At 71.8% G+C, this 25,355-nt stretch carries 24 protein-coding genes, 1 pseudogene and 1 riboswitch; of the genes and pseudogenes, 18 read left to right on the top strand and 7 right to left on the bottom strand.

What is annotated here, in order from left to right; genetic code table 11:
• Positions 1 to 5: 5 nt before the first annotated feature.
• Positions 6 to 1,760 (bottom strand): glycoside hydrolase family 2 protein, encoded by a 1,755-nt coding sequence (locus tag ACWDS7_RS17655; protein WP_451930130.1) that lies wholly within the window; start codon positions 1,758 to 1,760, stop codon positions 6 to 8.
• A complete protein-coding gene (locus ACWDS7_RS17650; RefSeq protein WP_451930129.1) occupies positions 1,757 to 3,046 on the bottom strand; it encodes an MFS transporter in 1,290 nt (429 codons plus the stop codon). Before ACWDS7_RS17650 ends, ACWDS7_RS17655 begins: the two co-directional genes overlap by 4 nt.
• Positions 3,047 to 3,394: 348 nt before the next feature.
• Between ACWDS7_RS17650 and ACWDS7_RS17645 the strand changes: the two genes are divergently transcribed.
• The 7 genes from ACWDS7_RS17645 to ACWDS7_RS17615 all read left to right on the top strand — a co-directional run bounded on the left by ACWDS7_RS17645 (position 3,395) and on the right by ACWDS7_RS17615 (position 10,519).
• Complete coding sequence (locus ACWDS7_RS17645; protein ID WP_451930128.1) at positions 3,395 to 4,087, top strand: dienelactone hydrolase family protein; 693 nt, start codon at positions 3,395 to 3,397, stop codon at positions 4,085 to 4,087.
• 214 nt (positions 4,088 to 4,301) lie between these two features.
• A complete protein-coding gene (locus tag ACWDS7_RS17640; protein WP_451930127.1) occupies positions 4,302 to 5,288 on the top strand; it encodes an alpha/beta hydrolase in 987 nt (328 codons plus the stop codon).
• Positions 5,289 to 5,416: 128 nt separating this feature from the next.
• Positions 5,417 to 5,602 (top strand): CsbD family protein, encoded by a 186-nt coding sequence (locus tag ACWDS7_RS17635; RefSeq protein ID WP_306858280.1) that lies wholly within the window; start codon positions 5,417 to 5,419, stop codon positions 5,600 to 5,602.
• 201 nt (positions 5,603 to 5,803) lie between these two features.
• Positions 5,804 to 7,861, top strand: coding sequence for an N-acetylneuraminate synthase family protein (locus ACWDS7_RS17630; RefSeq protein ID WP_306858279.1), 2,058 nt, complete (start codon positions 5,804 to 5,806; stop codon positions 7,859 to 7,861).
• A 101-nt stretch (positions 7,862 to 7,962) separates the two neighbouring features.
• Complete coding sequence (locus ACWDS7_RS17625; protein WP_451930126.1) at positions 7,963 to 8,892, top strand: glycosyltransferase family 2 protein; 930 nt, start codon at positions 7,963 to 7,965, stop codon at positions 8,890 to 8,892.
• A complete protein-coding gene (locus ACWDS7_RS17620) occupies positions 8,889 to 10,178 on the top strand; it encodes a polysialyltransferase family glycosyltransferase (protein ID WP_451930125.1) in 1,290 nt (429 codons plus the stop codon). Before ACWDS7_RS17625 ends, ACWDS7_RS17620 begins: the two co-directional genes overlap by 4 nt.
• Before the next feature lie 35 nt (positions 10,179 to 10,213).
• Positions 10,214 to 10,519 carry a hypothetical protein gene (locus ACWDS7_RS17615; RefSeq protein WP_451930124.1) on the top strand — a complete coding sequence of 102 codons (306 nt, stop codon included), beginning with the start codon at positions 10,214 to 10,216 and terminating at the stop codon, positions 10,517 to 10,519.
• Between the two features lie 69 nt (positions 10,520 to 10,588).
• Here ACWDS7_RS17615 and ACWDS7_RS17610 read toward each other — a convergent pair whose 3' ends face one another.
• A complete protein-coding gene (locus ACWDS7_RS17610; RefSeq protein WP_451930123.1) occupies positions 10,589 to 11,791 on the bottom strand; it encodes a DUF6716 putative glycosyltransferase in 1,203 nt (400 codons plus the stop codon).
• The gene (locus ACWDS7_RS17605; RefSeq protein WP_451930122.1) at positions 11,788 to 12,816 is read right to left on the bottom strand and encodes a hypothetical protein; all 1,029 of its coding nucleotides are present in this window, start codon (positions 12,814 to 12,816) and stop codon (positions 11,788 to 11,790) included. The genes ACWDS7_RS17610 and ACWDS7_RS17605 overlap by 4 nt, the downstream gene beginning before the upstream one ends.
• Before the next feature lie 169 nt (positions 12,817 to 12,985).
• Between ACWDS7_RS17605 and ACWDS7_RS17600 the strand changes: the two genes are divergently transcribed.
• The 10 genes from ACWDS7_RS17600 (at position 12,986) to ACWDS7_RS17555 (ending at position 23,777) form a co-directional block, all read left to right on the top strand.
• Positions 12,986 to 13,858 carry an oxidoreductase gene (locus ACWDS7_RS17600; RefSeq protein ID WP_451930121.1) on the top strand — a complete coding sequence of 291 codons (873 nt, stop codon included), beginning with the start codon at positions 12,986 to 12,988 and terminating at the stop codon, positions 13,856 to 13,858.
• A 15-nt stretch (positions 13,859 to 13,873) separates the two neighbouring features.
• On the top strand, positions 13,874 to 14,452 hold the full coding sequence (locus ACWDS7_RS17595; RefSeq protein WP_451930120.1) for a TetR/AcrR family transcriptional regulator: 579 nt from the start codon (positions 13,874 to 13,876) through the stop codon (positions 14,450 to 14,452).
• Positions 14,453 to 14,821: 369 nt separating this feature from the next.
• Positions 14,822 to 14,957, top strand: a riboswitch (cyclic di-AMP (ydaO/yuaA leader).
• Between the two features lie 20 nt (positions 14,958 to 14,977).
• Positions 14,978 to 15,682, top strand: coding sequence for a CHAP domain-containing protein (locus ACWDS7_RS17590; RefSeq protein WP_451930119.1), 705 nt, complete (start codon positions 14,978 to 14,980; stop codon positions 15,680 to 15,682).
• Positions 15,683 to 16,074: 392 nt separating this feature from the next.
• A complete protein-coding gene (locus tag ACWDS7_RS17585) occupies positions 16,075 to 17,427 on the top strand; it encodes an ABC transporter substrate-binding protein (RefSeq protein WP_451930118.1) in 1,353 nt (450 codons plus the stop codon).
• Positions 17,428 to 17,510: 83 nt separating this feature from the next.
• A complete protein-coding gene (locus ACWDS7_RS17580; RefSeq protein WP_451930117.1) occupies positions 17,511 to 18,485 on the top strand; it encodes a carbohydrate ABC transporter permease in 975 nt (324 codons plus the stop codon).
• Positions 18,482 to 19,357, top strand: a complete 876-nt coding sequence (locus ACWDS7_RS17575) for a carbohydrate ABC transporter permease (RefSeq protein ID WP_451930116.1) — start codon at positions 18,482 to 18,484, stop codon at positions 19,355 to 19,357. The genes ACWDS7_RS17580 and ACWDS7_RS17575 overlap by 4 nt, the downstream gene beginning before the upstream one ends.
• Entirely contained in the window at positions 19,354 to 20,778 is a 1,425-nt protein-coding gene (locus ACWDS7_RS17570; protein ID WP_451930115.1) for a GH1 family beta-glucosidase, read from the top strand. The genes ACWDS7_RS17575 and ACWDS7_RS17570 overlap by 4 nt, the downstream gene beginning before the upstream one ends.
• 33 nt (positions 20,779 to 20,811) lie before the next feature.
• The gene (locus tag ACWDS7_RS17565) at positions 20,812 to 21,819 is read left to right on the top strand and encodes a LacI family DNA-binding transcriptional regulator (protein WP_451930135.1); all 1,008 of its coding nucleotides are present in this window, start codon (positions 20,812 to 20,814) and stop codon (positions 21,817 to 21,819) included.
• A gap of 68 nt (positions 21,820 to 21,887) precedes the next feature.
• Positions 21,888 to 22,784: an aldose 1-epimerase family protein gene (locus ACWDS7_RS17560; RefSeq protein WP_451930114.1), complete on the top strand. Its 897-nt coding sequence runs from the start codon at positions 21,888 to 21,890 to the stop codon at positions 22,782 to 22,784.
• 9 nt (positions 22,785 to 22,793) lie between these two features.
• The gene (locus tag ACWDS7_RS17555; RefSeq protein WP_451930113.1) at positions 22,794 to 23,777 is read left to right on the top strand and encodes a phosphotransferase family protein; all 984 of its coding nucleotides are present in this window, start codon (positions 22,794 to 22,796) and stop codon (positions 23,775 to 23,777) included.
• Positions 23,778 to 23,871: 94 nt separating this feature from the next.
• Here ACWDS7_RS17555 and ACWDS7_RS17550 read toward each other — a convergent pair whose 3' ends face one another.
• Positions 23,872 to 24,378 carry a GNAT family N-acetyltransferase gene (locus tag ACWDS7_RS17550; protein WP_451930112.1) on the bottom strand — a complete coding sequence of 169 codons (507 nt, stop codon included), beginning with the start codon at positions 24,376 to 24,378 and terminating at the stop codon, positions 23,872 to 23,874.
• Between the two features lie 88 nt (positions 24,379 to 24,466).
• Complete coding sequence (locus tag ACWDS7_RS17545) at positions 24,467 to 24,859, bottom strand: cupin domain-containing protein (protein ID WP_451930111.1); 393 nt, start codon at positions 24,857 to 24,859, stop codon at positions 24,467 to 24,469.
• 52 nt (positions 24,860 to 24,911) lie between these two features.
• Between ACWDS7_RS17545 and ACWDS7_RS17540 the strand changes: the two genes are divergently transcribed.
• A complete protein-coding gene (locus ACWDS7_RS17540; RefSeq protein ID WP_451930136.1) occupies positions 24,912 to 25,271 on the top strand; it encodes a hypothetical protein in 360 nt (119 codons plus the stop codon).
• Here ACWDS7_RS17540 and ACWDS7_RS17535 read toward each other — a convergent pair.
• Positions 25,261 to 25,355: pseudogene (locus ACWDS7_RS17535) on the bottom strand (rod shape-determining protein); the annotation flags it as partial. The gene ACWDS7_RS17540 and the pseudogene ACWDS7_RS17535 sit on opposite strands and share 11 nt — an antisense overlap.

Genomic DNA, 25,355 nt, shown 5'->3' with positions numbered 1-25,355 from the left:
CGCCCTCACTCCGGCCGCAGCCGGGCGTTGACCGAGCGCACCAGCTCCGCGGGCAGCTTGAGCACCTCGCGGTCGTAGGTGAGCAGCCCGTTCAGCTCGTCCTCGACGTCGGAGAGCTGGGTGTAGACGGTCGCGCTCAGACCGCGGCGGACGGCCGGGACGATCTGCTCGGCGTGCAGGCGGCCGAACGCCTCGCCGAGCTGCCCGGCCGAGCCGTAGCGCCGGTAGCCGAAGTCCCTGTCGTTGAAGGCGTGGCCGTCCACCCGCAGGTTGTAGCCGCCGTACTCCGACAGCACGAGGACCCGCCGGTCGCCGCGGCGCCGGCGCGGCACGCGGAAGCGGCGGAAGTAGACGTGCAGGCTCTTCAGGTCGCCCCCGCCCTGGTCGTGCCAGCCGCTGGCGTGGTCGACCGTGCGGGTGGGGTCGAGCTCGGCGACCTCGGCGGCGATCCGCGCCGCGTCGAACTGCCCCCAGCCCTCGTTGAACGGCACCCAGACGGCCAGGCTCACCACGTTGCGCAGATGCTCCACGGTGTCGCGGAGCTCGGCGCGGAACCGGGCCCGGCCCTCCACGTCGGCCCGCCCGAACCACCGGTGGCGGCGGTCGCCGAGCCGCAGCGGGGTGAGCACGGGCGCGGTGATGACCAGCGGGTGGTAACGGCCGCCGCCGTTGACCATGTCCTGCCAGACGAGCATGCCCAGCCGGTCGCAGTGGTAGTACCAGCGCAGCGGCTCGATCTTGATGTGCTTGCGCAGCATGGTGAAGCCGAGCTGCTTCATCGTGGCGATGTCGTAGACCATCGCCTCGTCCGACGGCGCGGTGTACATGCCGTCGGACCAGTACCCCTGGTCCAGGATCCCGGCGTGGAAGTAGGGACGGCCGTTGAGCAGCAGCCGGGGCACGCCGTTCTCGTCCGGCCCCACGGAGAACGAGCGCATCCCGACGTAGCTGCGCACGCGGTCGGCGCCGAGCTCCACCGTGACGTCGTACAGGAAGGGGTCCTCCGGGCTCCACGGCCGCACGTCCGGGATCGGGACGCGCACCGGCCGTCCCGCCGGCACGACGGCCCGCGCGACGGCGGTCCCGGCGGCGAGGATCTCGACCCGGGCGTCCCCGGCCGCCGTGGCGTGCACGGTCAGCTCGACGCACCCCTCGTCGAGGTGCGGGGTGAGGGTCAGCCGCTCCACGTGGACGGCGGGCACGCACTCGGCCCACACGCTCTGCCAGATGCCCGACTGGGCGGTGTACCAGATGCCGCCGCGCTTCAGCTTCTGTTTGCCGCGCGCGTGGTGCCCGGTGTCGGAGGCGTCGCGCACCGCGACCACCAGCGTGTTCTCGCCGTCGCGCAGGGCGTCGGTGATGTCGCAGGTGAAAGGCAGGTAGCCGCCGGTGTGGCCGCCGACCTCGACGCCGTTGAGCAGCACCCGGCACGTCTGGTCCACCGCGCCGAAGTGCAGCAGCACCCGGACCGGCGCGCCGTCGGCGGGCAGGAACCCGCCGGGCGGGGTCAGCGCGCGCCGGTACCACAGCGTCTGGTCCGGCAGCAGCTGCCGGCCGACGCCCGACAGCGTCGACTCCGGCGAGAACGGCACGAGGATGACGCCGTCGTAGGTCTCGGGCTCCTCCTCGGTGCCGGTGATGGCGTACTCCCAGCGGCCGTTGAGGTTGAGGTGGCTGTCGCGGGCGAGCTGGGGCCGGGGATACTCGGGCAGGATCGCGTCGGGGTCGAGGTCGGTGCCCCAGCGGGTGAGCAGGCTCATCGGGTCTCCCTCCGGCGCAGCGCCAGCACGGGCACCACGATGAGCAGCAGCACGGCCGCGGCGGCCAGGAAGATGGCCGGCGTGGGGACCTGTCTGAGCACGCCCAACTCCTCGTAGTACTCGTCGGCCCCCCTGATCACGACGGCGCCGAGGGACGGTCCGACGATCATGGGGATGAGGATCGCGAAGATCATCCGCAGCCCCTGGACCTGCCCGGCCCGGCCCGGCGGCGAGTAGTCGCGGACGATCGCGCCGAGGGGCGCCAGGACGAGCATGAAGCCCGACATCATCACCAGCCCGGCCGCGATCACCGGGCCCATGCCGCGCGCGACGGTCATCAGCAGCAACCCCGCCCCGTACACCGCGACCGCCGGCAGCAGGAAACGGATCTTGCCGATCCGGTCGACGTACCGGCCGCAGCCGACGCTGACGGCCGAGGCGCCGGTCAGGACCACGGCCAGGACGACGGCGTACGCCTCGATGTGCAGGTACCGCTGCACGTAGATGATCAGGTAGGGCAGGAAGACCTGCGTGGAGATCCCCCAGATCGACCACGCCGCCAGCGCGAGGTAGAGGCCCGGGTCGGCGCGCATCGCGGCCGGGCGCAGGCCGTGGACGACAGAGCCCAGGTAGCCGCCCTCCCGCCGGGCCGGGGCGGGCCGGTCCCGCACGAGGAACCAGGAGGCCACCCCGACCACGACGATCACCGCCCCGGTGAGCAGGAAGAACAGCCGCCAGTTCCCCGCCCGGGTGAGGGAGTCGAAGCCGCCGAAGACGGCCAGCATCGACACCAGCGGCATGATCGCCAGGACCGACTCGACCCTGCCGCGGTTGCCCGGATGCGTCACGTCGGTGACCCACGCCTGGAAGGCCGCGTCGTTGGCCCCGGCCCCGAGGAAGGACATCAGGCAGTCCAGGACGATGACGGCGGTCACCGCGACGAGGACGGCCTCGGCCGCGGGGACCAGGCCCGTGACCGCGTCCACGGTGACGGACCCGAACGCGGCGGTGACCAGCCCCCACAGCACGTAACCCGCCGAGATGAACACCCTGCGGCGGCCGGCGCGGTCGGAGAGGGCTCCGATCAGCATCGTCGCCGGCGTCGCCGCCAGCGCGCTGGCGGCGACCATCGCCGCGATGGCTCCGGGGTCGTCGCTGATCGTGTCGTAGACGAACACGTTGAGATACATGTTCTCGACGGTCCAGGCCACCTGGCCGACGGAGCCGAGGACGATCAGTGCGGTCCAGAGCCGCGGGCTCAGCCGGGGGGCGACTGCTGCTGTCACGCGCGAGATCTTACAAGTCCCACTCCTGCCACAATAGCTCGATTTGACATCATCTATTTGGCTTTTCTGCAGCTTCTCGCTGGCAATCCTGAGTGTCCGGTCAGTAGGCGGCGAGGGTGCGGCGGCGGGCGCCGGGTGCGGTGGCACGGGACCGGGCGGGCAGGGACAGGACCGGGCGGGCCGGGTGCGGCGGGGCGTCCCTCCCGGCAGGAAATCACCCTGGCCGGCCGTATCGGCCGCACCAATTCGGGCATATCCGGATGGGAGTAGTGGACCACGTCGATCAGGGGCGGATCAGCCTGCCCGCCCTGGGGCGGGGAACGGTCCCCCCGTCCGAGGGAGGACGCCATGAACGCCGTCCGGATGAACCTGGAGCGGCTGGAGATCCCGGCCGCGGACGTCGTGCTGGAGGCCGACATCACGGTGCCCCGGCCGGCGCACGGGATGGTGCTGTTCGCGCACGGCAGCGGCAGCAGCCGCCACAGCCCGCGCAACCGCTACGTGGCGGGCGAACTCCAGCGGGCCGGCCTGGCGACGGTCCTGGCCGACCTGCTCACGCCGCAGGAGGAGCGGATCGACCTGCGGACCGGCGAGCTCCGCTTCGACATCGGCAGGCTCGCCGTACGGCTGGCGGCGCTGAGCGACTGGCTGGTGGAGCACGAGCCCACCGCCGGCCTCGACGTCGGGCTCTTCGGCGCCAGCACGGGCGCGGCGGCCGCGCTCGTCGCCGCCGCGGCCCGCCCCGACTCCGTGAAGGCGGTCGTCTCCCGCGGAGGGCGGCCCGACCTCGCCGGCGAGGCGCTCGGATCGGTCCGCCGGCCCACCCTGCTGATCGTCGGGGAGCGCGACCCGGCCGTCCTCCGGCTCAACCAGGAGGCGATGCGGGAGCTGCGCGGCGAGACGCGCCTGGAGACGGTCCCGGACGCCTCCCACCTCTTCGAGGAGCCGGGGGCGTTGGAGCAGGTGGCCGAGCTGGCCCGGGAGTGGTTCCTGCGCCATCTGGCACGGGCGCCGGGCCGGGGGGACGGCGGCCCGGGGTGACCGGGAAGGCCGCGACACAGAGGCGGCCCGGAGTGACCGGAACGCCGCGCCCCAGCGGCGGTCCGTGACCGGGAAGCCCGCAGCCCGCAGGCGGCCCGTGACCGGGAAGGCCCCGACCCGGAGGCGGCCCGGAGGGGCGGGCGGTCCGGGATGATCCGGGCGGCGGCGGCCCGCGGGCTTCCCGGGACCACCGCGACCCGTCAGGATTGGCCGTGTGAACCGCACAGCCGTACGTCTGGGAGTGCTCCTGCTGGCCGGAGCGGCGGTGGCGGCCGTGCTCCTCGCGCTGCTGACGCCCTTCTCCTCCGGGTCCTCCCGCGGGCTGTCCGGCGGCGACGACGGGGGCCGGGCGCAGCGGTCGCCGGGCGTCGAGGTCGACCGCCTCGGCGAGCGCGACCACGTGCTCACGATCGCCTCCGCCGCGCTCGGCCGCGAGGGCATGGTCCGGGTGCTGCTGCCCGAGGGCTGGCGGCCGGGCTCGGGGCCGTGGCCGGTGCTGTACCTGCTGAACGGCTGCTGCCAGCCCGACTACGACGCGTGGGCCACCCGGGGGGAGGCGGCCAGGCTCACCTCGCGCTACCCGGCGATCGTGGTCATGCCCGAGGGCGGCGAGGTCGGCTTCTACTCCGACTGGCGCGAGGGGCCCGGCTGGGAGACCTTCCACCTGACCGAGGTCCGCCGGGTCCTGGAGCGCGACTACGGCGCCGGGGACCGCCGGGCGGTGGCGGGGCTGTCCATGGGCGGGTTCGGCGCGATGTCCTACGCGGCCCGCCACCCGGGCATGTTCCAGGCCGCCGCCTCCTTCTCGGGCGTGCTGCACACCCGGGACGGCAACGGCGGCGTCGACTGGCTGCTCGGCCGCAGCGGGGAGGACTCCAGGAAGCTCTGGGGCGACCCCCGAGAGCCGGAGTGGGCCGCGCACAACCCGGCCGACCTCACCGGGATGCTGCGCGGGATGCGGCTGTTCGTCTCCTGCGGGGACGGCTCCCCCGGCCCGCTGGACCCGCCCGGCGCCTCCGTGGACACGGGAGAGGCGTCCCTGCTCCGCCAGGCCGCCACCTTCGCCGAGCGGGCCGGGGCGGACGGGGCCGAGGTGGCGGTCGACTTCTACGGGCCGGGCACGCACAGCTGGCCGTACTGGCAGCGCGGCCTGGAGCGCGCACTGCCCATGCTCATGGACTCCATCGGCGCCACAGTCTGACGGCCCACCACCCTCCGTCACCAAGAGGAGCCATTTCGTCACTTAAAGTTAGTTAAGTAGCGATTGATGGCCTCATTTCTGGCTATGAGAGGAAATAACCAATCGGTCCTTAACCACGGGGGAGCACGATGACGAACTTCGACCAGATCAAGGGCAAGGTCAAGGAGACCGCCGGTGAGGCGGTCGACAACGACAGCCTGGCCGCCAAGGGCCGGGCGGACCGGGCCAAGGGTAAGGCGAAGGAGGCGGCGGACAAGGCCAAGGACAGGGCCAAGAGGGCTTCCGAAGAGACACGGGGCCGCTTCGCCGAATAGGGACCGCTCCGTATGACGGGCGCCGCGGACGGCATCAGTGCCGGCCGCGGCGCCTCGCCGTGGGCGCTCCCACCCCGCGCGGAAAGTTAAGGCGGGCGACTCTGGACGTTCAGCTCAGGCACCCCTGTCCGGTCACCCTCGTGACTAGCGTTCCTAACACCCCAGTTCAGGGGCGTTTGCCGTATGTCATGAGGAGCCACCTTGCGAGTCCTGGCCGTTGTCCCCGCCCGTGGAGGTTCGGTGGGCGTCCCGCTGAAGAACCTGGCCGCGGTCGGCGGCACACCCCTGGTCGCCCGCGCGGTGAAGACCTGCGTGCGGAGCGAGCTGATCGACGAGGTTGTGGTCAGCACCGACCACGCGGAGATCGCCGCGGTGGCCCGCGAGGCGGGGGCGACCGTGATCGACCGGCCCGGCGAGCTGAGCGGCGCGGACGCCTCCAGCGAGTCGGCCGTGCTGCACGTGCTCGACCACCTGCCCGAGACCCCCGACGTGGTCGTCCTGGTCCAGTGCACCAGCGCGTTCATCGACCCCGCGGACCTGGACACCGCCATCGTCAAGGTCCTCGACGGCACCGCCGACGTGGTGTTCTCCGGGCTGGAGACGCACGAGTTCCTGTGGAACGCCGGCGGCGCGGGCCTCAACCACGACCCCTCCTTCCGGCCGCGCCGCCAGGACCGCGAGCCGCACTTCCGCGAGACCGGCGCGTTCTACGTGATGCGCGCCGAGGGCCTGCGCGAGCACGGCCACCGCTTCTTCGGGGCCGTCGCCGTGCAGCCGGTGCCCTCACGGCACGCCATCGAGGTGGACACCGCCGAGGACCTGGAGATCGTCCGGGCGCTGGCGCCGTTCGTGGACCAGCCCGAGCCGATCGACGTGGACGCCGTGATCACCGACTTCGACGGGGTGCACACCGACGACCGCGCCTACGTCGACCAGGACGGCCGCGAGATGGTCGCGGTCAGCCGCTCCGACGGCATGGGCATCGCGCTGCTGCGCCGGTCCGGCGTCAAGCTGATGATCATGTCCACCGAGCACAACCCGGTGGTCGCCGCCCGCGCCCGCAAGCTGGGCGTGCCGGTCCTGCAGGGTCTGACCGACAAGCGGACCGTGCTGCGCGACTGGCTGGCCATCGAGGGGCTGGACCCGGCCCGCGTCGCCTACATCGGCAACGACGTCAACGACCTGGGCCCGATGAGCGAGGTCGGCTGGCCCGTCACGGTCCCCGACGCCCACCCCAGGGTCCGCGCCGCCGCCCGGACCGTCCTCACCAGGCCCGGCGGGGCGGGAGCGGTACGGGAGCTGTGCGACCGGGTCCTCGCGGCCCGCCCGGAGACCGAGACCGCCGCCGCCCCCGCGCCCCGCGCCGAGCTGCGGCTCACCCCCGTCGCCAAGCCGGTCCAGATCGGCGACGCGCTGGTCGGCGCCGGGCAGCCGGTCTACGTCATCGGTGAGATCGGCATCAACCACAACGGCGACCTGGACATCGCGCGCAGGCTCATCGACGTGGCGGCCGAGGCCGGCTGCCAGGCGGTCAAGTTCCAGAAGCGCACGCCGGAGATCTGCGTGCCGCTGGAGCAGCGCGACCAGATCCGGCAGACGCCGTGGGGCGAGATGACCTACATGGAGTACAAGCTCAGGACCGAGTTCGGCCTGGAGGAGTACACCGAGATCGCCAAGCACTGCCAGGAGCGGGGCCTGCACTGGTTCGCCTCGCCGTGGGACGTGCCGTCGGTGGACTTCCTGGAGTCCATGGACGTGGTCACCCACAAGATCGCCTCGGCCAGCGTGACCGACCTGGAGCTGCTGCGCGCGCTCGCCGCCACCGGCAAGCCGCTCATCCTGTCCACCGGCATGTCCACGCTGGCGGAGATCGACCGGGCGGTGGAGATCCTCGGCACCTCCAAGCTGGTGCTGATGCACGCCACCTCCACCTACCCGCTCCCTCCCGAGGAGGCCAACCTCCGCACGATCGTCACCCTCCAGGAGCGGTACGGCGTGCCGGTCGGCTACTCCGGCCACGAGCGCGGCCTGCAGATCTCCCTCGCGGCGGTGACCCTGGGCGCGGTGACCGTGGAGCGGCACATCACGCTGGACCGCACCATGTGGGGCTCCGACCACGCCGCCTCCCTGGAGCCGGCCGGCCTGGAGCACCTGGTCCGCGACATCCGCATCATCGAGACCGCCCTCGGCGACGGCGTCAAGCGGGTCTTCCCCGGCGAGGAGGCCCCCAAGTCCCGCCTGCGCCGCGTGACCGTATAGAGCCGCGTGACCGTACAGACCCGCGTGGCCACCGGCCCTCGCTCCTCAGTCCAGCCACGGCGCACCCTCGCGGGCGCTCCGTTCCGACGGGAAAGGGAAAGTTGATCAAGTTGTCCGTCGTCGTCCCGGTGCGGGACGCCGAGCTCTACATCTCCGACGCGCTCACCTCGCTCATCAGGAACGCGCACCGGGACTTCGAGTTCATCGTGGTCGACGACGGATCGGCGGACGCGACCGGGCAGATCATCGAGGACTTCCGCGACGATCTGCCCGGGCTGGTCGTCCTGCGCAACGAGACGCCGGTCGGGCTGGCCGACGCCCGCAACCTCGGGGTGTCGCTGGCCTCGGGCCGCTATCTGACCTTCATGGACGGTGACGACTGGCTGGCGCCCGGCTATCTCGCCGATCTGGTCGGGGCGATCGAACGGCTCGGCTGCGACTTCGTCCGGGTGGACCACGTCCAGGTGGAGGGCCGCCGGCGGGTGATCCACCGGGCGCCGCTGGCCACCCGCGAGGTGGTGCTGAAGCCCCGCGACCACATCCTGCCCGCCCAGGTCAGGACCATGGTCGACTACCCCTACGCCTGGGCCGGGATCTACCGGCGCGACCTCGGCGACCTGCTGACCTTCCCCGGGCACCTGCACACCGCCGAGGACCGGCCGTGGATCTGGCGGCTGCACCGGCAGGCGAGCTCGTTCGGCGTGGTCTCGCTGGCCGGGCTCTTCTACCGGCGGATGGTCTCCGGCTCGCTGACCCAGATCGGCGACGCCAGGCAGCTGCACTTCTTCGACGCCTTCGACCTGGTCTTCGCGGACCTGGAGGAGGAGTTCGCCCCCAAGGCGGCCCGCACCTTCTGCGCTCTGCTGGCCCACCACCTGGAGCTGGCCGACCGCTTCTCCCCCGAGCTACGCACCCGCTTCGAGCAGCGCGGCGCCGACGCCCTGCGGCGGCTGCCCCCGGGCCTGCTCGCCGGGACCAGCCTGGGACCGGAGCGCGACCAGATCCTGCACAGGCTCCTGGAGGTCCGATGACACAGCTGTTCTACGCATCGACCCTGTTCGGCGCGGTGACGCTGGCGGCGGCGATCGACGACGGCCGCTTCGGGCCGCGTGGGGGCCGCCGGATCCTGCTGGTCTCCAACAACGCGGCCGTCCCGGAGGTCACCCCCTCCCTGGACCAGGCCCCCGGCTTCGCCGCGCTGCGCCCGTACTTCGACGAGGTCCGCTCCTGGAACGACATCGTGGCCCCGCTGCACCCGTCGGACTGGAAGGCGCGCGTCATCGAGGTCCCGATGCTGGGCCGCCTGCTGCTGTCCCGGCTCTCCCTGGACGACGGCCCCGACGAGCTGATCCTGGAGTCCATCGCGGTCCCGCCGTCGCGGACCCTCGCCGCCCTGGTCAGGGACTGCCCCATCACGGTCTACTCCGACGGCCTGATGAGCTACGGCCCCACCCGCGACCCGCTGCCGGCGGAGATCTCCGGCCGGATCACCCGCCTGCTCCACCTCGACCTCGTGCCGGGCCTGTCCCCGCTGCTGCTGTCGGAGTACGGCGTGCCCGCCGAGGCGCTGCCCGACAGGGCCTTCCTCGACGTGATCGAGCGGGACGGCGCGCTCGGGCAGGGGGTGCGGGACCTGCCCGCCGGCCCGCCGATGATCCTCGGCCAGTACCTGTCCGCGCTGGACATCCTCACCCCCGACGAGGAGGCCGCGCTCCACGCCGACATGCTGCGCGGCCTGGCCGCCCGGGGCTTCGACACCGTGCTGTTCAAACCCCACCCGGCGGCCGGACGGCGGCACGCCCAGCGGCTCCGCGAGACGGCCGGGGAGCTGGGCGTGCGCCTGGCGGTGGCGGGCGAGACCGTCCCCGCCGAGGCGTGCTTCGCCGCGCTGCGGCCCGCCCTCGTGACGGGGTGTTTCTCCACCGCCCTGATCACCGCCGGACGGCAGTTCGGTCTGCCGGTGGCGACGATGGGCGGGGAGCTGGTCCTGGAACGGCTCGCGCCGTACGAGAACAGCAACCGCGTCCCGGCCACCATCACCGACGCCCTGCTCCCCCGCCTGTCCGCCGACGGGTCGTTGCGGGAGCCGCCCCCGGTGGACCTTCCGGCCCTGATCCGCGCGGTCGGCTACTGCATGCAGAGCGAGGCCCACCCCGGCCTGCGCGGGTCGGCCGTCTCCTACCTGGACGCCCACGGGCCGGCCCGCTACTTCAAGCGCCAGCGCCTGGCCGCCCTGGAGCTGGTCCCCACGGCCTCCGCCGAGCAGCCCGGCGCTCTGGACAGGCTCCGCCGCCGCCTGTCCAGAGCGCTGTCCTGACCCGGCTGGGCTGCTCCGACCATCCGCTCTAGCGGGTGGAGCGGGCCCGGCAGATCGCCCGGGGCAACGGCTGGGCCGGGTACACCGCGCTCCACTGCGTCATTCGTACGTCCAGCCCCGTCCCGGCGCCTCCGTCCCCGAGCAGGGTCACCGGTTCGGCCGGGTCACCGACGAGGTCGTCGACCCGGAACCAGGTGGTCCTCGCCTGGCTGTCCGGCGGCGACCCGGTGGTGGCGCCGATCGCCGGCGTCAGCGGCGCCGAGCAGCTCGACGAGGCCCTGGCCGGGGTGTCGCTGGTGCTGAGCGCCGGACACCGCGACCTCCTCGACCGCGCCGCCTGACCCCCCGATCCCCCGATCCGCCGCCCCGCCCACCGGCGCGTACGGCTAGCCCAGCGTGTTCGCGTACGGCTAGCCCAGCGCGTTGAGGTAGCGGCGCATCCGGCGCTTGGCCCGGTAGCCGACACGCAGCACGTTGGGCGGGACCTCCACGCGCAGCCGGGCGCGGCGCCGGGCGGCGGCGTGCTGGGGGCCGTCGAGCAGGGACCGGGCGGGGGCCAGGCGTCCCGCCCGGACCTGGGCGACCAGCGTGACCAGCTGGGACACCCAGTCGCTCTCGCCGCGCGGATGGAAGTAGTTGGCCCGGCGCCAGCTCTCCTCCGGGGTGCGCAGCCGCCCCTCGGACAGCTCCTCCAGGGTGCCCAGCAGCCCGCTGCCCTCGAAGACCAGGTTGATCATCTCGGCGCTGACCCCGAAGTCCGACAGCACCAGCAGGGGCACCGACTGGGCGATCGCCTCCAGCGCGGCGGTCGAGCTGACCGTGACGAAACCGGCCGCGTGGGCCAGGTGCTCGTGCATGGGCCCCACGGCGAAGCGCACGGCGCCGGGGCGGACCCGGCCGTCGTCGGCCAGCGACTGCCACAGGCGCTGGTAGTGGTGGCGCTCGTTGTGGGTCTGCCGTTCGGTGTCCAGGGCGCGGAGCTTGACCACCACGTCGAGGTCCGGCCGCCGCTCGGCCAGCCCGGCCAGCGCGAGCAGGATCCGCTCGCGCTCCTCCCTGCGCCGGGGCACCTTGGCCTGGGTGGCGAACACCAGCCGGTCACGCGGCCCGGTGACGGGGACCTCCTGGGCGCCGTGCAGGAACGGCAGCCGGGCCAGGCCCACCGCCCCGCCCCCGCCCAGCTCCCGGCCGATCGCCGAGAACTCCTCGACCTCCCGCTCGCTGTGCAGGACGAACAGGTCGCATCCGCTGCGGAACACCCACGCCTTCTCGGTGGCCGGGACGGAGATCCCCGGCAGCCCGGAGACGAACACCGGTCTCGGGGTCAGGCCGGCGAGCACCTCGCTGACCAGCACGTCCACCACCGGCCCGGTGCAGGCGACCAGCACCACGTCGGGTCCGAGCCGCTCGGCGGCCCGGCGCAGCGCCCGGGCCGACAGCACGGGCGGGTCGGCGGCCGCGCCCGGGACGGCCGCGTGGATCTGGGCCGGGGAGGGCGTGATGGGCGTGCGGATCACCGTCAGCTCCGCCGTACAGCTCGAAGGCAGGTCCGCGAGCAGGTAGGCGGCCCACTTCAGGTAGGAATCCGAGTCGGCCACGGCCAGGATCTTCACCCGGTGACTCCAGTGTCGTGATGGGCGAACATTGACAGATGGGAACGGAGTGAGGGGGCCGCCTGGGCGGTCCACCACTCGTCGGGGACCTCCACCGTCTCCACGGTCACGCCCCGGGCCGACAGCAGGACCCGCAGGGAGGTGACCGCGGTGGACGGCAGGCTCAGCACCCGCTGTTCGGCGGCCAGCCCCCGCAGGGTCATCTCGGCGGGGATCCCGCCGTCGTAGACGGTGATCCCGGGCTGCTCCCCGACCCGGGCGAGATCGTGGGGGTCCTCCCTGCGGTGCGGGAAGTAGGCCACCGGCCCGGACGAGCCGAGCCCGGCCAGCCAGGTGAAGTAGCGGTCACGGTGGATCAGGCCGTTGCGGACCAGCGAGGTGCCGAGCACGACGGTGCGCTCCTCGGGGCGCGGCCTGCGCAGGGGCTGTGACCGGAGCCAGGCGAAGTCGTGGGTGACCAGCTCGGCCCCCCTGTCCCGTACGGCCCGCGCCAGCTCGGCGGGGACGGGCAGCGCCGTGAAGATCGACAGCCGGCCGGACCGGGCCGCGGCGCGCAGCCGCAGGCCGGCCGCCGTGCCCAGCGCGCTCCTGAGCCCGGCCCTGAGCGGGCCGGCGGTGGCTCGGGCCCGCAGCAGCGGCGTCCAGATCCGCCCGGTGAGCAGCTCCAGGAGCCTGATGGTGGCCAGACCGTCGTCGACGATCACGATGCGTCCCGGCAGGGCGGTCAGCCAGCCGGCCTGCACCCTGCCGGAGAACGCGTCGCCGACCGCCCACGTGGCGCCCCGGCGGGGCCTGGGCATCCCGGGCCCGGGGGCGGCCAGCTCCAGCCCGTCGGGAGGGCCGAGCCGGGAGATCTCGCGGCGGGTGAGGACGAGCGGTCGCAGCCCGGCGCGGGGCACCACCCGGGCACGCGCGCCGAGCAGCCCGGCGTGGTGGGCCTCCACGGCGCAGAGCATCTGCAGCGGGGACTCCACCCAGGCAATGGCCGAACCCTGCTCCCGCGCGTGGTCTCGACCGTGCTCCACGCCGGGCGATGACCCGTTCACGACGGCCTCAACCTAACCCGGATGTCTTACATGGCCGGGAACTGCGGGTGAACACCTGAATATGCCCACTTGCGCACTCCGCGGGGAGAGATCTACCGTGGTGTACGGAACCGTTTCGTACACTCAACCGCACCCCAGAGGAGCGAACATGTGGACTCCCGACGACATCCCCGACCTGACCGGCTCCACCGCCGTGGTCACCGGGGCCGGCGGCGGCATCGGGCTGCCGACCGCGGCGCGACTGGCCAGGCACGGCGCCCGGGTCGTCATGACCGTCCGCGACCTCGCCAGGGGTGAGGCCGCGGCGGAGACGGTCCGGTCACAGGCGCCGGGCGCGCAGGTCGAGCCGAGGCGGCTGGACCTGGCCGACCTGGGTTCGGTGCGGGCGTTCGCCGCCGCCTTCGACGGGCCCCTCGACATACTGGTCAACAACGCGGGGGTCGGCATGATCCCCCGGCAGACCACCGCCGACGGCTTCGAGATGCAGTTCGGCACCAATCACCTGGGACACTTCGCCCTGACCGGGCTGCTGCTGCCGCACCTGCTGGCCCGGCCCGGCGCCCGGGTCGTCACGGTCTCCAGCGACGCGCACAGCCTGGGCCGGATCGACTTCGACGACCTGGGGCTCGAACGCCACTACGGGCGCTTCACGGCCTACGGCAGATCGAAGCTGGCCAACCTGATGTTCACGCTGGAGCTGCAGCGCCGGGCGGGGGGACAACTGCTCAGCGTGGCCGCCCACCCCGGCGCGACGGCCACCGGCATCATGAAGCTGGGCGTGCTCACCGGGCCGGTCAACGCTCTCATGCGACTGACGATCCAGTCTCCGGACAAGGGGGCGGTCCCCTCCCTTTACGCCGCCACCTCTCCCGAGGTGACCGGGGGCCTGTTCGTCGGCCCCGGCCCGCAGCCGCTGACCCCCTCGCCCAAGGCGCTGGACGAGAGCGTGGCCCGGCGGCTGTGGGAGACGTCGGAGGAGCTCACGGGCGTACGATTCAAGGCGATCACACAGCACTCGTGACCCACCGGAGGCACCTTGCGTCTCGACCCCAGGCGAGAGCGGGCGATTCTCGACGCGACCATGGAACTGCTCTCCGAGGTCGGGTTCGACCGCATGTCCGTCGACCAGATCGCCAGACGGGCCAGCGCGAGCAAGGCCACGATCTACCGCCGCTGGCCGGGCAAGGAGGCCCTGGTGGTGGACCTGGTCCGCAACCATCTGAAGATCGACGTCGCGCCGCCGCCCGACACCGGATCGATGCGCGGTGACCTCGTGGCGGTGGTGGCCGGGTTCTGCCGGATCCTGGAGCAGCAGCACAGCCTGGTCTTCGGGCTGGTGCCCGCCCTGCTCACCACCCCCGCCCTGGCGGCCGCCCTGCGCGAGCACGTGCCGCGGCCCGACATCACCGGCACCACCCCGCTGCTCGACCGCGCCCGCGAGCGGGGCGAGCTGCCGGGACCGGTCGATCCCGGCGAGATAAGGACGGTCACCGAGGCCCTGGTCTGGCACCGGCTGCTCATCACCGGCAAGCCACTGGACGAGGGCTTCGTCGAGGAGACGGTCGACCGGGTGCTGATGCCGCTGATCCATGCCTGGACCGGCCCGAAACAATGATCGAAAAGGGTGTTTTCGCAGGTAAAGCGGCCTTCTTTTAAAAGATCTACGATGATGGTGAAGCCCTGGGACGGAGCGGGGGCGGCACGGCGGCCCTCCGGCGGCGCCGCCGCCCGCGAACCCCTGCCACACAGGCGTTTCCGGCTCCGCGCCGGCCGGCGGGCGCGGGCCCGGCGATCTTGAGGGGGACCAAGTCTTCCCCCTCGAATCGGACGTATTCCCAAGTCAAGGCAATGTGCCCCACTTGTAATCGTTTGTCCGGTTCACGTAGCTTCTACTCATTCCTGGTGAACGCCTAGGTCAACCGAGGCCTACACGTTGCCATCACATTGCCCGACCGTGCTCCATCGGAACGGATCACTCCGCCGGTGAGCACGGCCGCCGAATCCGCGAGTCTCGCGGAACCGGGGAACCACGTTCTTGGGGTGAATCGGCGCCTGCGCGCCGTAGGGCACTTCCCAGCCCGAACCCGTCAGCTAACCCGGTAGGCGGCATGAGAAGCGAAGCAAGGAGTCACACCCCCGCATGGCCAAGAACCGCCTCACCCCCAAGACCCGTCACCTGGCCCGCATCGTTCTGGGCGCCTCCATCGCCCTGGGTGGCACCGTCGTAGCAGTCCCCGCCGCCCTGGCGGACACCCCCGGGCAGGCCCCCGTCGCCGCCCCTCCGGTCGAGGTCTCCAAGACCGCCAAGACTTCCAGGACGCCCCTCCAGGTCCAGGCCGAGCGCCTGCCGAAGGTCACCGCCGCGCAGGTCCTGAAGATCGCCGCCAAGCAGGTCGGCGTCTCGGAGAACGCCCAGGGCGGCGGGACGAAGTTCCAGTCCTGGTACGTCTCCTCCGTCCGCGCCAAGGAGACCGTCGCCCGCGACGGCGGCAACGTGCGGGCCTACGCCAACGCCCCCTGGTGCGCGATGTTCGTCTCCTGGGTCGGCGAGCAGGCCGGCATCCGGCCCACCATGGGCTGGGACGCCTACACCGTCGCCCACGCCCAGTGGTTCAAGGACAACAAGCACTGGGGCAACGTCGCCAAGCCCGGCGCCGTCGTCTACTTCGACTGGAACGGCGGCAAGCGCATCAGCGGGATCGACCACGTCGGCTTCGTGAAGAAGGACAACGGCGACGGCACGATCAGCACGATCGAGGGCAACACCGGCAACGGCAAGGTCGAGCAGCGCGTCCGGCCCAAGTCCCAGGTCGTCGGCTACGGCTACCCGGTCTACAGCGGCTGATCGACAGACGCGCAGGCCGTTTCACGGCCACGGGTCCACAGCCACGGGAAGGGGCCCGGCTCATTCGAGCCGGGCCCCTTCCGGCGTCCCCACCCCGCCGGCGAGGCGGCCTCCCGTACGGAATGTCCTGGTGTGTCACCGTTTGATGGGAGCGCTCCCAAACAGCTATCTGGGGAGTTTGTGAGTTATGCCCCTGTTCATCCGCCCTGAGCAGGCCAGATGTAACGGTTGAGTTTCGGCATATTGACGTCCCGGCTGCCTGTCGTCCACTCTTCGTGGGAGCGCTCCCAAAGCACATTGAGGGAACACCCCGTCGCCGGCCGCGTTTGTCGGGGACCGGTCCGCGATGTCACCTCCCACCGATTCGGGCGACCACCTGAGAGGGGTCCGGAATGTTGAACAACAAGCGGCAGGGCAAGCTCGCCGCGGTCGCGGTCATGGCGGCCACCGCCCTGGCGATCACCTCCTGCGGTTCGAGTGAGCCCGCCAAGCCCGCGGCCGGCGGCGGCAGCTCCGCGCCGGCCGCCGAGCCGGTGACCATCACCGTGCACACCTTCGGCGGCGGCGAGAACTTCGGCTATGACAAGGCCGTGGAGACGTGGAACGCCGCGCACCCGAACATCCAGGTCAAGTACCAGAACCTGACGGACCGCTTCGAGGACGTCTACCTGCCCCAGCTGCTCCAGCGCCTGCAGGCCGGCAGCGGCGCGGCCGACATCATCGCCCTGGACGAGGGCGCCATGGGCCTCATGAAGGCCCGCCCGCAGTTCTTCACCGACCTGGCCGAGTACGGGCTGGACAGCCGCAAGGCCGACTTCCCTGCGGCGAAGTGGGACAACGGCATCAACGCCGACAACAAGCTGTTCGCCCTCGGCACCGACATCGGCGGCATGACCATGTGCTACCGCACGGACCTGTTCAAGAAGGCCGGGCTGCCCACCGACCGAGAAGAGGTCGGCAAGCTCTGGCCGGACTGGAACGCCTTCATGGAGGTCGGCAAGAAGTTCCAGGCCGCCAACCCCGGCAAGGGCGACCCCAAATTCCTCGACGGTCCCAACACCCTCTACAACGTGATCCTGTCGCAGGAGGCGCCGAAGAACGGCAACGTCTCCTACTTCGACAAGAGCAACCAGCTCGTCATCGAGAGCAACCCGGCCATCAAGACCTCCTTCGACACGGTGAAGAGCTTCAGCGAGGCGGGCCTGACCGCCAAGCTCGCCTCCTTCACCCCGCCGTGGAACGCCGCCATCAAGAAGGGCGGGTTCGCCACGATGGGCTGCCCGTCGTGGATGCTCGGCGTGGTCTCCGGCGCGGCCGGTGACGCCGGCAAGGGCAAGTGGGACGTCGCCGCGGTGCCCGGCGGCGCCGGCAACTGGGGCGGCTCCTATCTCGCGGTGCCCAAGCAGAGCAAGCACCCCAAGGAGGCCGCCGAGGTCCTGAACTACCTCACCGGCAAGGAGGGCCACGTGATGGCCTTCCAGGAGGCCGCGGCCTTCCCGAGCTCCATCACCGCCCAGCAGGACCCGGCGGTCAGCGAGCTGAAGAACCCCTTCTTCAACGACGCGCCCACCGGCCAGATCTTCGGCGCCTCCGTCAAGGATCTGCTCCCCACCTTCCTGGGTGAGAAGCACGCCCAGGTGAAGACGTCGGTGGAGAAGGTCCTGGAGGGCATGGACCAGGGCTCGATCCCCTACGGCGAGGCCTGGACGAAGTTCACCGAGGCCGGCGTCAAGGCAGCGGGCTGATCCCCGGCCCGATCCGTACGGGCCCGGCGGCGGCGACCCCGCGGCCGGGCCCGTCGACTGCCCTTGAGCTGAAAGGCTGATCCATGACCCTGCACGTCGACACCCCGGCCCCGGCCCGGCCCGGGGCCGGCCGGCCGTCCGGCCACCGGGGCCCGGGACGGGGCGGCGGGCTCGCCAGGTTCGACCTCCGGGCGACCCCCTACTTCCTCGTCTCCCCCTACTTCCTCCTCTTCGCCGTCTTCGGCGTCTTCCCCCTGGGCTACACCCTCTGGGTGTCACTGCACGACTGGGAGCTCGCCGGGGACAAGAGCTTCGCCGGACTCGACAACTACATCGACCTGATCACCGACGGGGCCTTCTGGAACGCGGTGGTCAACACGCTCGGGATGTTCGTCATCTCGACGATCCCGCAGCTCGTCCTCGCCCTGGTCCTCGCCAACGCGCTCAACAAGCGCATCCGGGGCCGGCTCTTCTTCCGTCTCGGCGTGCTGCTGCCGCTGATCACCTCCGTCGTCGCCGTCGCCGTCGTCTTCACCCAGCTCTACGGGCGCGACTACGGCATGATCAACTGGTTCCTCGGCCTCTTCGGCGTCGACGCGATCAACTGGCAGAACGAGAAGTGGTCCTCGTGGATCGCCATCTCCACGATGATCGACTGGCGCTGGACCGGCTACAACGCGATCATCCTGCTCGCCGCCATGCAGACCATCCCCAAGGACCTCTACGAGGCCGCCGCCATCGACGGCGCCACGGCCCGGCGGCAGTTCTGGCAGATCACCATCCCGATGCTGCGCCCGACGATCGTCTTCACGGTGTTCATCTCGACCATCGGCGGCCTGACGCTGTTCACCGAACCGGTCATGTTCGACGGCAACCCGACGATGGCCGGCGGCACCGACGGCCAGTACCAGACCGTGGCGATGTTCATCGTCAAGGAGGCGTTCCGCGACTTCGACTTCGGCTACGCCGCGGCCGCCGCGTGGCTGCTGTTCGCGCTGATCCTCATCGGCACGCTCATCAACTACTCCTTCACCCGCCGTATCGGGGGTTCCAAGTGACGGCGATCCAGACCCGGCGCCCCGCCCGGCCGGAGGCCCGTAACCGCATCTGGGACGCCGGCCCGCTGACGAAGGCCGTCCTGGCCTTCGCCCTCGTGCTGTCGGCCTTCCCGATCTACTACATGTTCATCATGGCCACGCGGACCAACGAGGAGGCGATCGACGTCCCGCCGCCGATGCTGCCCGGCGGGCACCTCGGCGAGAACATCGAACGGCTGCTGGCCACCGAGGACGCCTACTTCCTCACCGGCCTGGTCAACTCGGCCGTCGTCGCGGTCACCGTGACCCTGTCGGTGGTGCTCATCTCCACGCTGGCCGGCTTCGCCTTCGCCAAGCTGCGCTTCAGGGGCAGCAAGATCCTGCTGGGCCTGATCCTGGTGACGATGATGGTGCCGCTCCAGCAGATGGGCGTGGTGCCGCTGTACGAGCTCATGGTCAACCTCGGCTGGACCGGCCAGCTCAAGGCGGTGATCCTGCCCTTCCTGGTCAACGGGTTCGGGGTCTTCATGATGACCCAGTACGCCACCCAGGCGGTGCCGGACGAGCTGGTCGAGGCGGCCCGCGTCGACGGCGCCTCCACCATGCGGATCTACGCCAACGTCATCCTGCCCGCGCTCCGTCCCGGCATGGCCGTGCTGGCGCTGCTCGTCTTCATGCAGACCTGGAACGAGTTCATGTGGCCGTTGATCGTCCTGAACCCGGACAACCCGGTGGTGCAGACCTCGATCGCCGCGCTCAACCAGGCCCACGGCACCGACTACGTCATGCTGTTCACCGGCACGGCGGCCTCGGTCCTCCCCCTTTTCGTTGTTTTCGTCGCGTTCGGTCGTCAGATCGTCGGCGGCCTCATGGAAGGTGCGGTCAAGGCGTGACCACGCAAGAGACGCAGATTCAGACTCCGGATCTGGTATTTCCGACGGACTTCGTCTGGGGCGCGGCCACCTCCGCCTACCAGATCGAAGGCGCCGTCTCCGAGGACGGCCGCGGCCGGTCCATCTGGGACACCTTCGTCCGGCAGCCCGGCCGGGTGGTCAACGGCGAGAACGCCGACGTCGCCATCGACCACTACCACCGTTACCGTGACGACGTACGGATGATGGCCGGTCTCGGCCTCGGCGCCTACCGCTTCTCCGTCTCCTGGCCCCGGGTCCAGCCCGACGGCAGCGGCGCGATCAACGCCAAGGGCCTCGACTTCTACAGCCGGCTGGTCGACGAGCTGCTCGCCCAGGGCGTCGACCCGTGGGTGACGCTCTACCACTGGGACCTGCCCCAGGCCCTGGAGGACGCGGGCGGCTGGCCGGCACGGGACACGTCGAAGCGCTTCGCCGACTACGCGGCGGCCGTACACGGCGCGCTCGGCGACCGGGTCCGCAACTGGAGCACGGTCAACGAGCCGTGGTGCGCGGCGTTTCTGGGGTACGCCTCCGGCGAGCACGCTCCCGGCCGGCGCGAGCCGGCACAGGCGGTGCGCGCCGCCCACCACCTCCTCCTCGCGCACGGCCTGGCCGCCTCGGCCATGCGCGCCCAGCGGTCCGGCAACAGGATCGGCGGCTGTGTCAACCTCTACGCGGTCTCCCCGCAGACCGACTCCGAGGCCGACCGGGACGCCGCCCGCCGCATCGACGGCCTGCAGAACCGCTTCTTCCTGGACGCCCTGCTGAAGGGCGAGTACCCGGCCGACGTCCTGGAGGACCTGGCCGAGGTGACCGGATTCGTCCAGGACGGGGACATGGAGCTCATCTCCGCCCCGCTGGACATGCTCCTGATCAACTACTACAGCCGCTTCACCGTCTCCGGCGCCCCGGGCGGCGCGGCGTCGGCGGCGGCGGCTCCCACCGGGAGCGGTTCCCCCTGGGTCGGCAGCGAGCACGTGTCGTTCGTCGAGGGCGGGCGGCCGGTCACCGCCATGGGCTGGGAGATCGACGACACGGGCCTGCGCGAGCTCCTGCTGCGGGTGGCCCGGGAGTACCCGCCGGTCCCGATGGTCATCTCCGAGAACGGCGCGGCCTTCGACGACGTCGTGGCGGCCGACGGGATGGTGCACGACCGCGACCGCCTGGACTACATCGACGCCCACCTGCGCACCTGCCACGCCGCGATCGAGGCCGGGGTGCCGCTGGAGGGCTACTTCGCCTGGTCGCTGATGGACAACTTCGAGTGGGCCTGGGGGTACGGCAAGCGTTTCGGGCTGGTGCGCGTCGACTACGAGACCCAGCGCAGAGTTCCGAAAGAGAGCGCTCTCTGGTATGCCGGGACAATCAGGCGTGGAGGCCTGAGCGGTCCGGCAGAATAAGACACCGACGGATCTTTTATGGGGGCGAAGAACATGAACGGCGACCGTCGTCCGACGCTCGAGGCGGTCGCGGCTCTGGCCGGCGTCGGCCGCGGCACGGTGTCGCGGGTCATCAACGGCTCGCCGAAGGTGAGCGAGAAGGCCCGCGACGCGGTGCAGCAGGCGATCCAGGAGCTGGGCTACGTCCCCAACCGGGCGGCCCGCGCGCTGGTCACCCGGCGCACCGACACGGTCGCGCTGGTGGTCTCGGAGTCGGAGTTGCGCGTCTTCGACGAACCCTATTTCGCCGGGACCATCCGTGGCATCGGCTCGGCCCTGTCCGAGACCGGCCTGCAGCTCATCCTGGCGATGGCCCAGTCGGAGCAGGACCACGAACGGCTGGAGCACTACCTGACCGGGCAGCACGTCGACGGCGTGCTGCTCATCTCGCTGCACGGCGCCGACCCGCTGCCGGGGCGGCTGGAGGCGATGGGCGTGCCGACCGTCATCGGCGGCCGCCCCGTCGGTCTGACCCCCTACAGCTACGTCGACGTGGACAACCGGGCCGGCGCCCGGCAGGCGGTCAAATACCTGCTGGGCAAGGGCCGCCGGCGGATCGCCACCATCGCGGGCCCGCAGGACATGGGGGTGGGCGTGGACCGGCTCGCGGGCTACCGCGACGCGCTGCTGGCGACCGGGATGACCGAGATCGTGGCCTACGGCGACTTCAGCGAGGAGAGCGGCATCACCGCCATGCGCAAGCTCCTGGCCGAGCACCCCGGCCTCGACGCGGTGTTCACCGCCTCCGACCCGATGGCGCTGGGCGCGATGCGGGTGCTGCGGGAGGAGGGCAGGACGATCCCCGAGGACGTCGCGGTGATCGGCTTCGACGACTCGCCCGCGGGGGCGCACTCCTCCCCCGCGCTCACCACCGTGCACCAGCCGACCGAGGCGATGGGCCGGCAGATGGCCCATCTCCTCATCGCCCGCATCAACGGCGAGCATCTGGAGCAGCCCGTGGTGATACTGGACACCCACCTGGTGGAGCGGGCCTCCGCCTGACGGGGGCGGCCCGCCTGTGTACCTTCGAGCTGTTGACCTTGCCCTACCTCCCCGGCGAAAGGACTCCCGTGTCCCGGCAGTTCACCCTCCGCAGCGGCGCCATGCACGCCGAGATCACCGAGCGGGCCGCGGCCCTGCGCGTGCTCCGTCACGGTGAGCGCGACCTGGTGACCAGCTGGCCGGCAGAAGGGCCGATCCCCTACTACAGCGGCACCCTGCTCGCCCCCTGGCCCAACCGGGTCGGCGGCGCCTCCTACACCTTCGGCGGCCAGACCCACCGGCTCGTGGCGAACGAGGAGGACAGGGGCAACGCCCTGCACGGACTGGTCGCCCAGGCCGGCTGGGAGGCGGTGGAATGGCTCGCGGTGGAGGACGAGCACGGCTTCGTACGGCTGGCGCAGACCATCGCCCCCTCCTCCGGCTACCCGTTCACCCTCGCCCTGCAGGTCCTCTACTCCCTCACCCCCGGCGGGCTGACCACCACGCTGACCGCCGAGAACATCGGCGACGGCCCCGCCCCCTACGGCTGCGGCCCGCACCCCTGGCTGCTGGCGGGCGACTCCGTCGAGGACTACGAGCTGCACCTGCCCGCGACCAGGGTGCTGCTGGTGGACGACCGGCTGCTGCCGCGCTCCCTGGAGGACGTCTCGGGCACGCCGTACGACTTCACGGCCGCGCGCGCGGTCGGCGGCACCGCCGTGGACCACGCCTTCACCGGCCTCGTCCCGGACGCCGACGGGCTGGTCCGGGTGCGGGTGAGCGGCCCGGACGGCGGGGTCGAGATCAGCTGGGACGCCGCGGCGCTGCCCTGGGCCCAGGTGTGCACCGGGACCGGGCTCGGCCACCGCGGGCTGGCCGTCGAGCCGATGACCTGCCCGCCGGACGCCTTCAACTCCGGCACCGACCTGGTCGTGCTCCAGCCCGGAGACAAGATCGAGACTTCCTGGACGATCTCCGCCGTCTGAGGTGCCGCGATGGACAGCAGGACCAAGCGCCCGCTCACTGCCGCCGAGCTCGACGCGCTGGCGCGGCGGGCCCTGGGCAGCGGGGTCACCGCCTCCGCGGAGCTGACCGACGGCTTCGCCAACGCCGTGTGGCGGCTGACGCTGGAGGACGGCCGCGAGGTGGTGCTCAAGCTGTCGCCCCCGCCGGAGCTGGAGCAGCTCCGCTACGAACGCAACCTCCTGCGCACCGAGGCGATGGTCTACGCCCTGGCCGGACCGGCCGGGGTGCCGGGTCCGGAGCTGCTGTGCGCCGGGTTCGACGATCCGGTGCTGGGCGGCGACTACCTCGTCCTGTCCGCCCTCGGCGGCGTGCCATGGAACCGGGTCAGCCCGGCGGAGGCCGACCAGCGCGCGCTCCGCCGGGAGCTCGGCGGCCATCTGGCCCGGCTGAACGCGGTCACCGGCGACGTCTACGGCTACCCGCACGCCGGTCTGACCGGCGGCACCTGGCGGGCCGCCTTCCTGACGATGACCGGCGCGATCCTGGCCGACGCGCGCCGTTACGCGACGCCGCTGCCGAGGCCGGTCGCCGAGATCTCGGCGGTGATCGAGGCGAACGCGGGCGTGCTGGAGGAGGTGACGGCGCCGTCCCTGGTCCACTTCGACGTGTGGCCGGGCAACGTCTTCCTGACTCCCGGCGACGCCCCGCGCATCCAGGCCATCATCGACCACGAGCGGGCGTTCTGGGGCGACCCGCTGGCCGACTTCGTCACTCCGACGATCTTCGGTGAGCTGGACGAGGCCGACGAGATCGTGGCGGGATACCGGGAGGCGGGCGGCGTGGTGGAGTTCACCGACTCCGCCCGGGCCCGGCTGGCCCTCTACCGCCTCTACCTCGCGCTGATCATTCTGGTCGAGAACGGCCCCCGCCAGTATCCGGAGGCGGACTACGCCCCCCTCCGCGACCGGAGCACCGCCTCCCTGGTCAGGGCGCTGGAACAGCTCTCCGGCTAGCCCGTGCGGACGGCGGCGCCGTGCGGACCGGGCCCCGTCCGGCCGGCGGCCGCGGGGGGCGGCGCCGCCGCGGCCACGGCTCCGTCCCCGAAGGTCAGGGCTCCCGGGACAGCCGGAACATCTCCGACTCCAGATCGAAGAAGCGCCGGGTCCGGCCGAGGGCGGTCATGCCGAGCCGGCGGCAGACGGCCATGGACGCCGCGTTGTCCGGCATCGTCAGGGCGTAGACCTCCTCCAGCCCGGAGGCGAAACCGCGCTCGACCGCGCCCCGGGCCGCCTCGGTCGCATAGCCGTTCCCCCAGGAGTCGGGGTGGAAGTGCCAGCCCACCTCGACCTCTCCGTCTCCGCCGGGGATCGGCCGGAACAGCACGGTCCCGGCGGCCACCCCGGTGTCGCGGACCTCGACCGCCCAGGAGCCGAAGCGGCGGTCCCGCTCGTGGAAGGCGCGCCAGCCGTCCACCGCCGGCGCCGCCTCGAAACTGAAGGGCGGCAGCCACCGGGTGACCTCCCGGCGGGAGTAGAGGTCGGTCATCCGGTCGAGGTCGCTCTGGTCGTGGGTCCACAGGCGGACGGTCAGCCGCTCGGTCTCGTAAACGGTCATGGGGCAACTCTCGCCCAGCCGGGCCACCGGGCGCATCACCCGTCAGGCGGACCCGGCGGGGCGGCGTCGAGTGGGGCCGGTGCGCGGGTCAGCTCAGCTCGTGTCCTGTGGTGGCGTCGATGTGGCCGGGGACGGGTCCGTGCCGGTCGCCGACGCTCATGGTGCCGGCCGGTTCGAACATCAGGATCGAGGCTCCCCCCGGGGAGAAGGGTCTGTGCTCGACGCCGCGCGGCACCACGAACACCGCTCCCGCGGGCAGGGTGACGACCCGCTCTCCGGCCGCCGCGCGCAGGGCGATGCGCAGCTCGCCGTCCAGTACGAGGAAGAACTCGTCGGTCTCGTCGTGGGCGTGCCAGATGTGCTCGCCCGCCACCTTGGCGATCCGGACGTCGTAGTCGTTGACACGAGTGACGATCCGCGGGCTCCAGAGGGCGTCGAAGGCACTCAGCGCGGTCGTCAGGTCGATGGGTTCGCTGGTCACATGCCTATCGTCGAGGCTGGCGGCCGGCCCGCGCGAGTGCTAGGAATCGCATATGCCGCATGAATCCTCGCATCCGGGCCACCGGGTCGTGGTGATCGCCGACGAGGGTTCCAACCCCTTCGAGCTGGGGGTGGCCACCGAGCTGTTCGGGCTGCGCCGCCCGGAGCTGGACCGCCCCTGGTACGACTTCACGGTCTGCGCCCCGCGGCCCGCCGTCCGGATGCACGGCGGCATGTTCACGCTGTCCGGCACCGCCGGACTGGAGGCGGTGGACGGCGCCGACACGGTGATCGTGCCCAACCGGCCCGACCCGGGGACGGAGCCCTCACCGGCCGTGGTCGAGGCCGTACGGCGGGCGGCCGGGCGTGGAGCGCGGCTGGTGAGCTTCTGCACCGGAGCGTGCCGAGCATGAGCGAGTATTCCTTCTTCGCGAAACTGATGATCGCCTGGTCCAGCTCGTCGCCGCCCACCCGGATCGACTGGCTGGTCACCACAC

The sequence above is a fragment of the Streptosporangium sp. NPDC003464 genome (genome assembly GCF_053588315.1).
The sequence above is the reverse complement of the archived record's forward strand: the minus strand, read 5'-3'. Positions and strand labels throughout refer to the sequence as shown.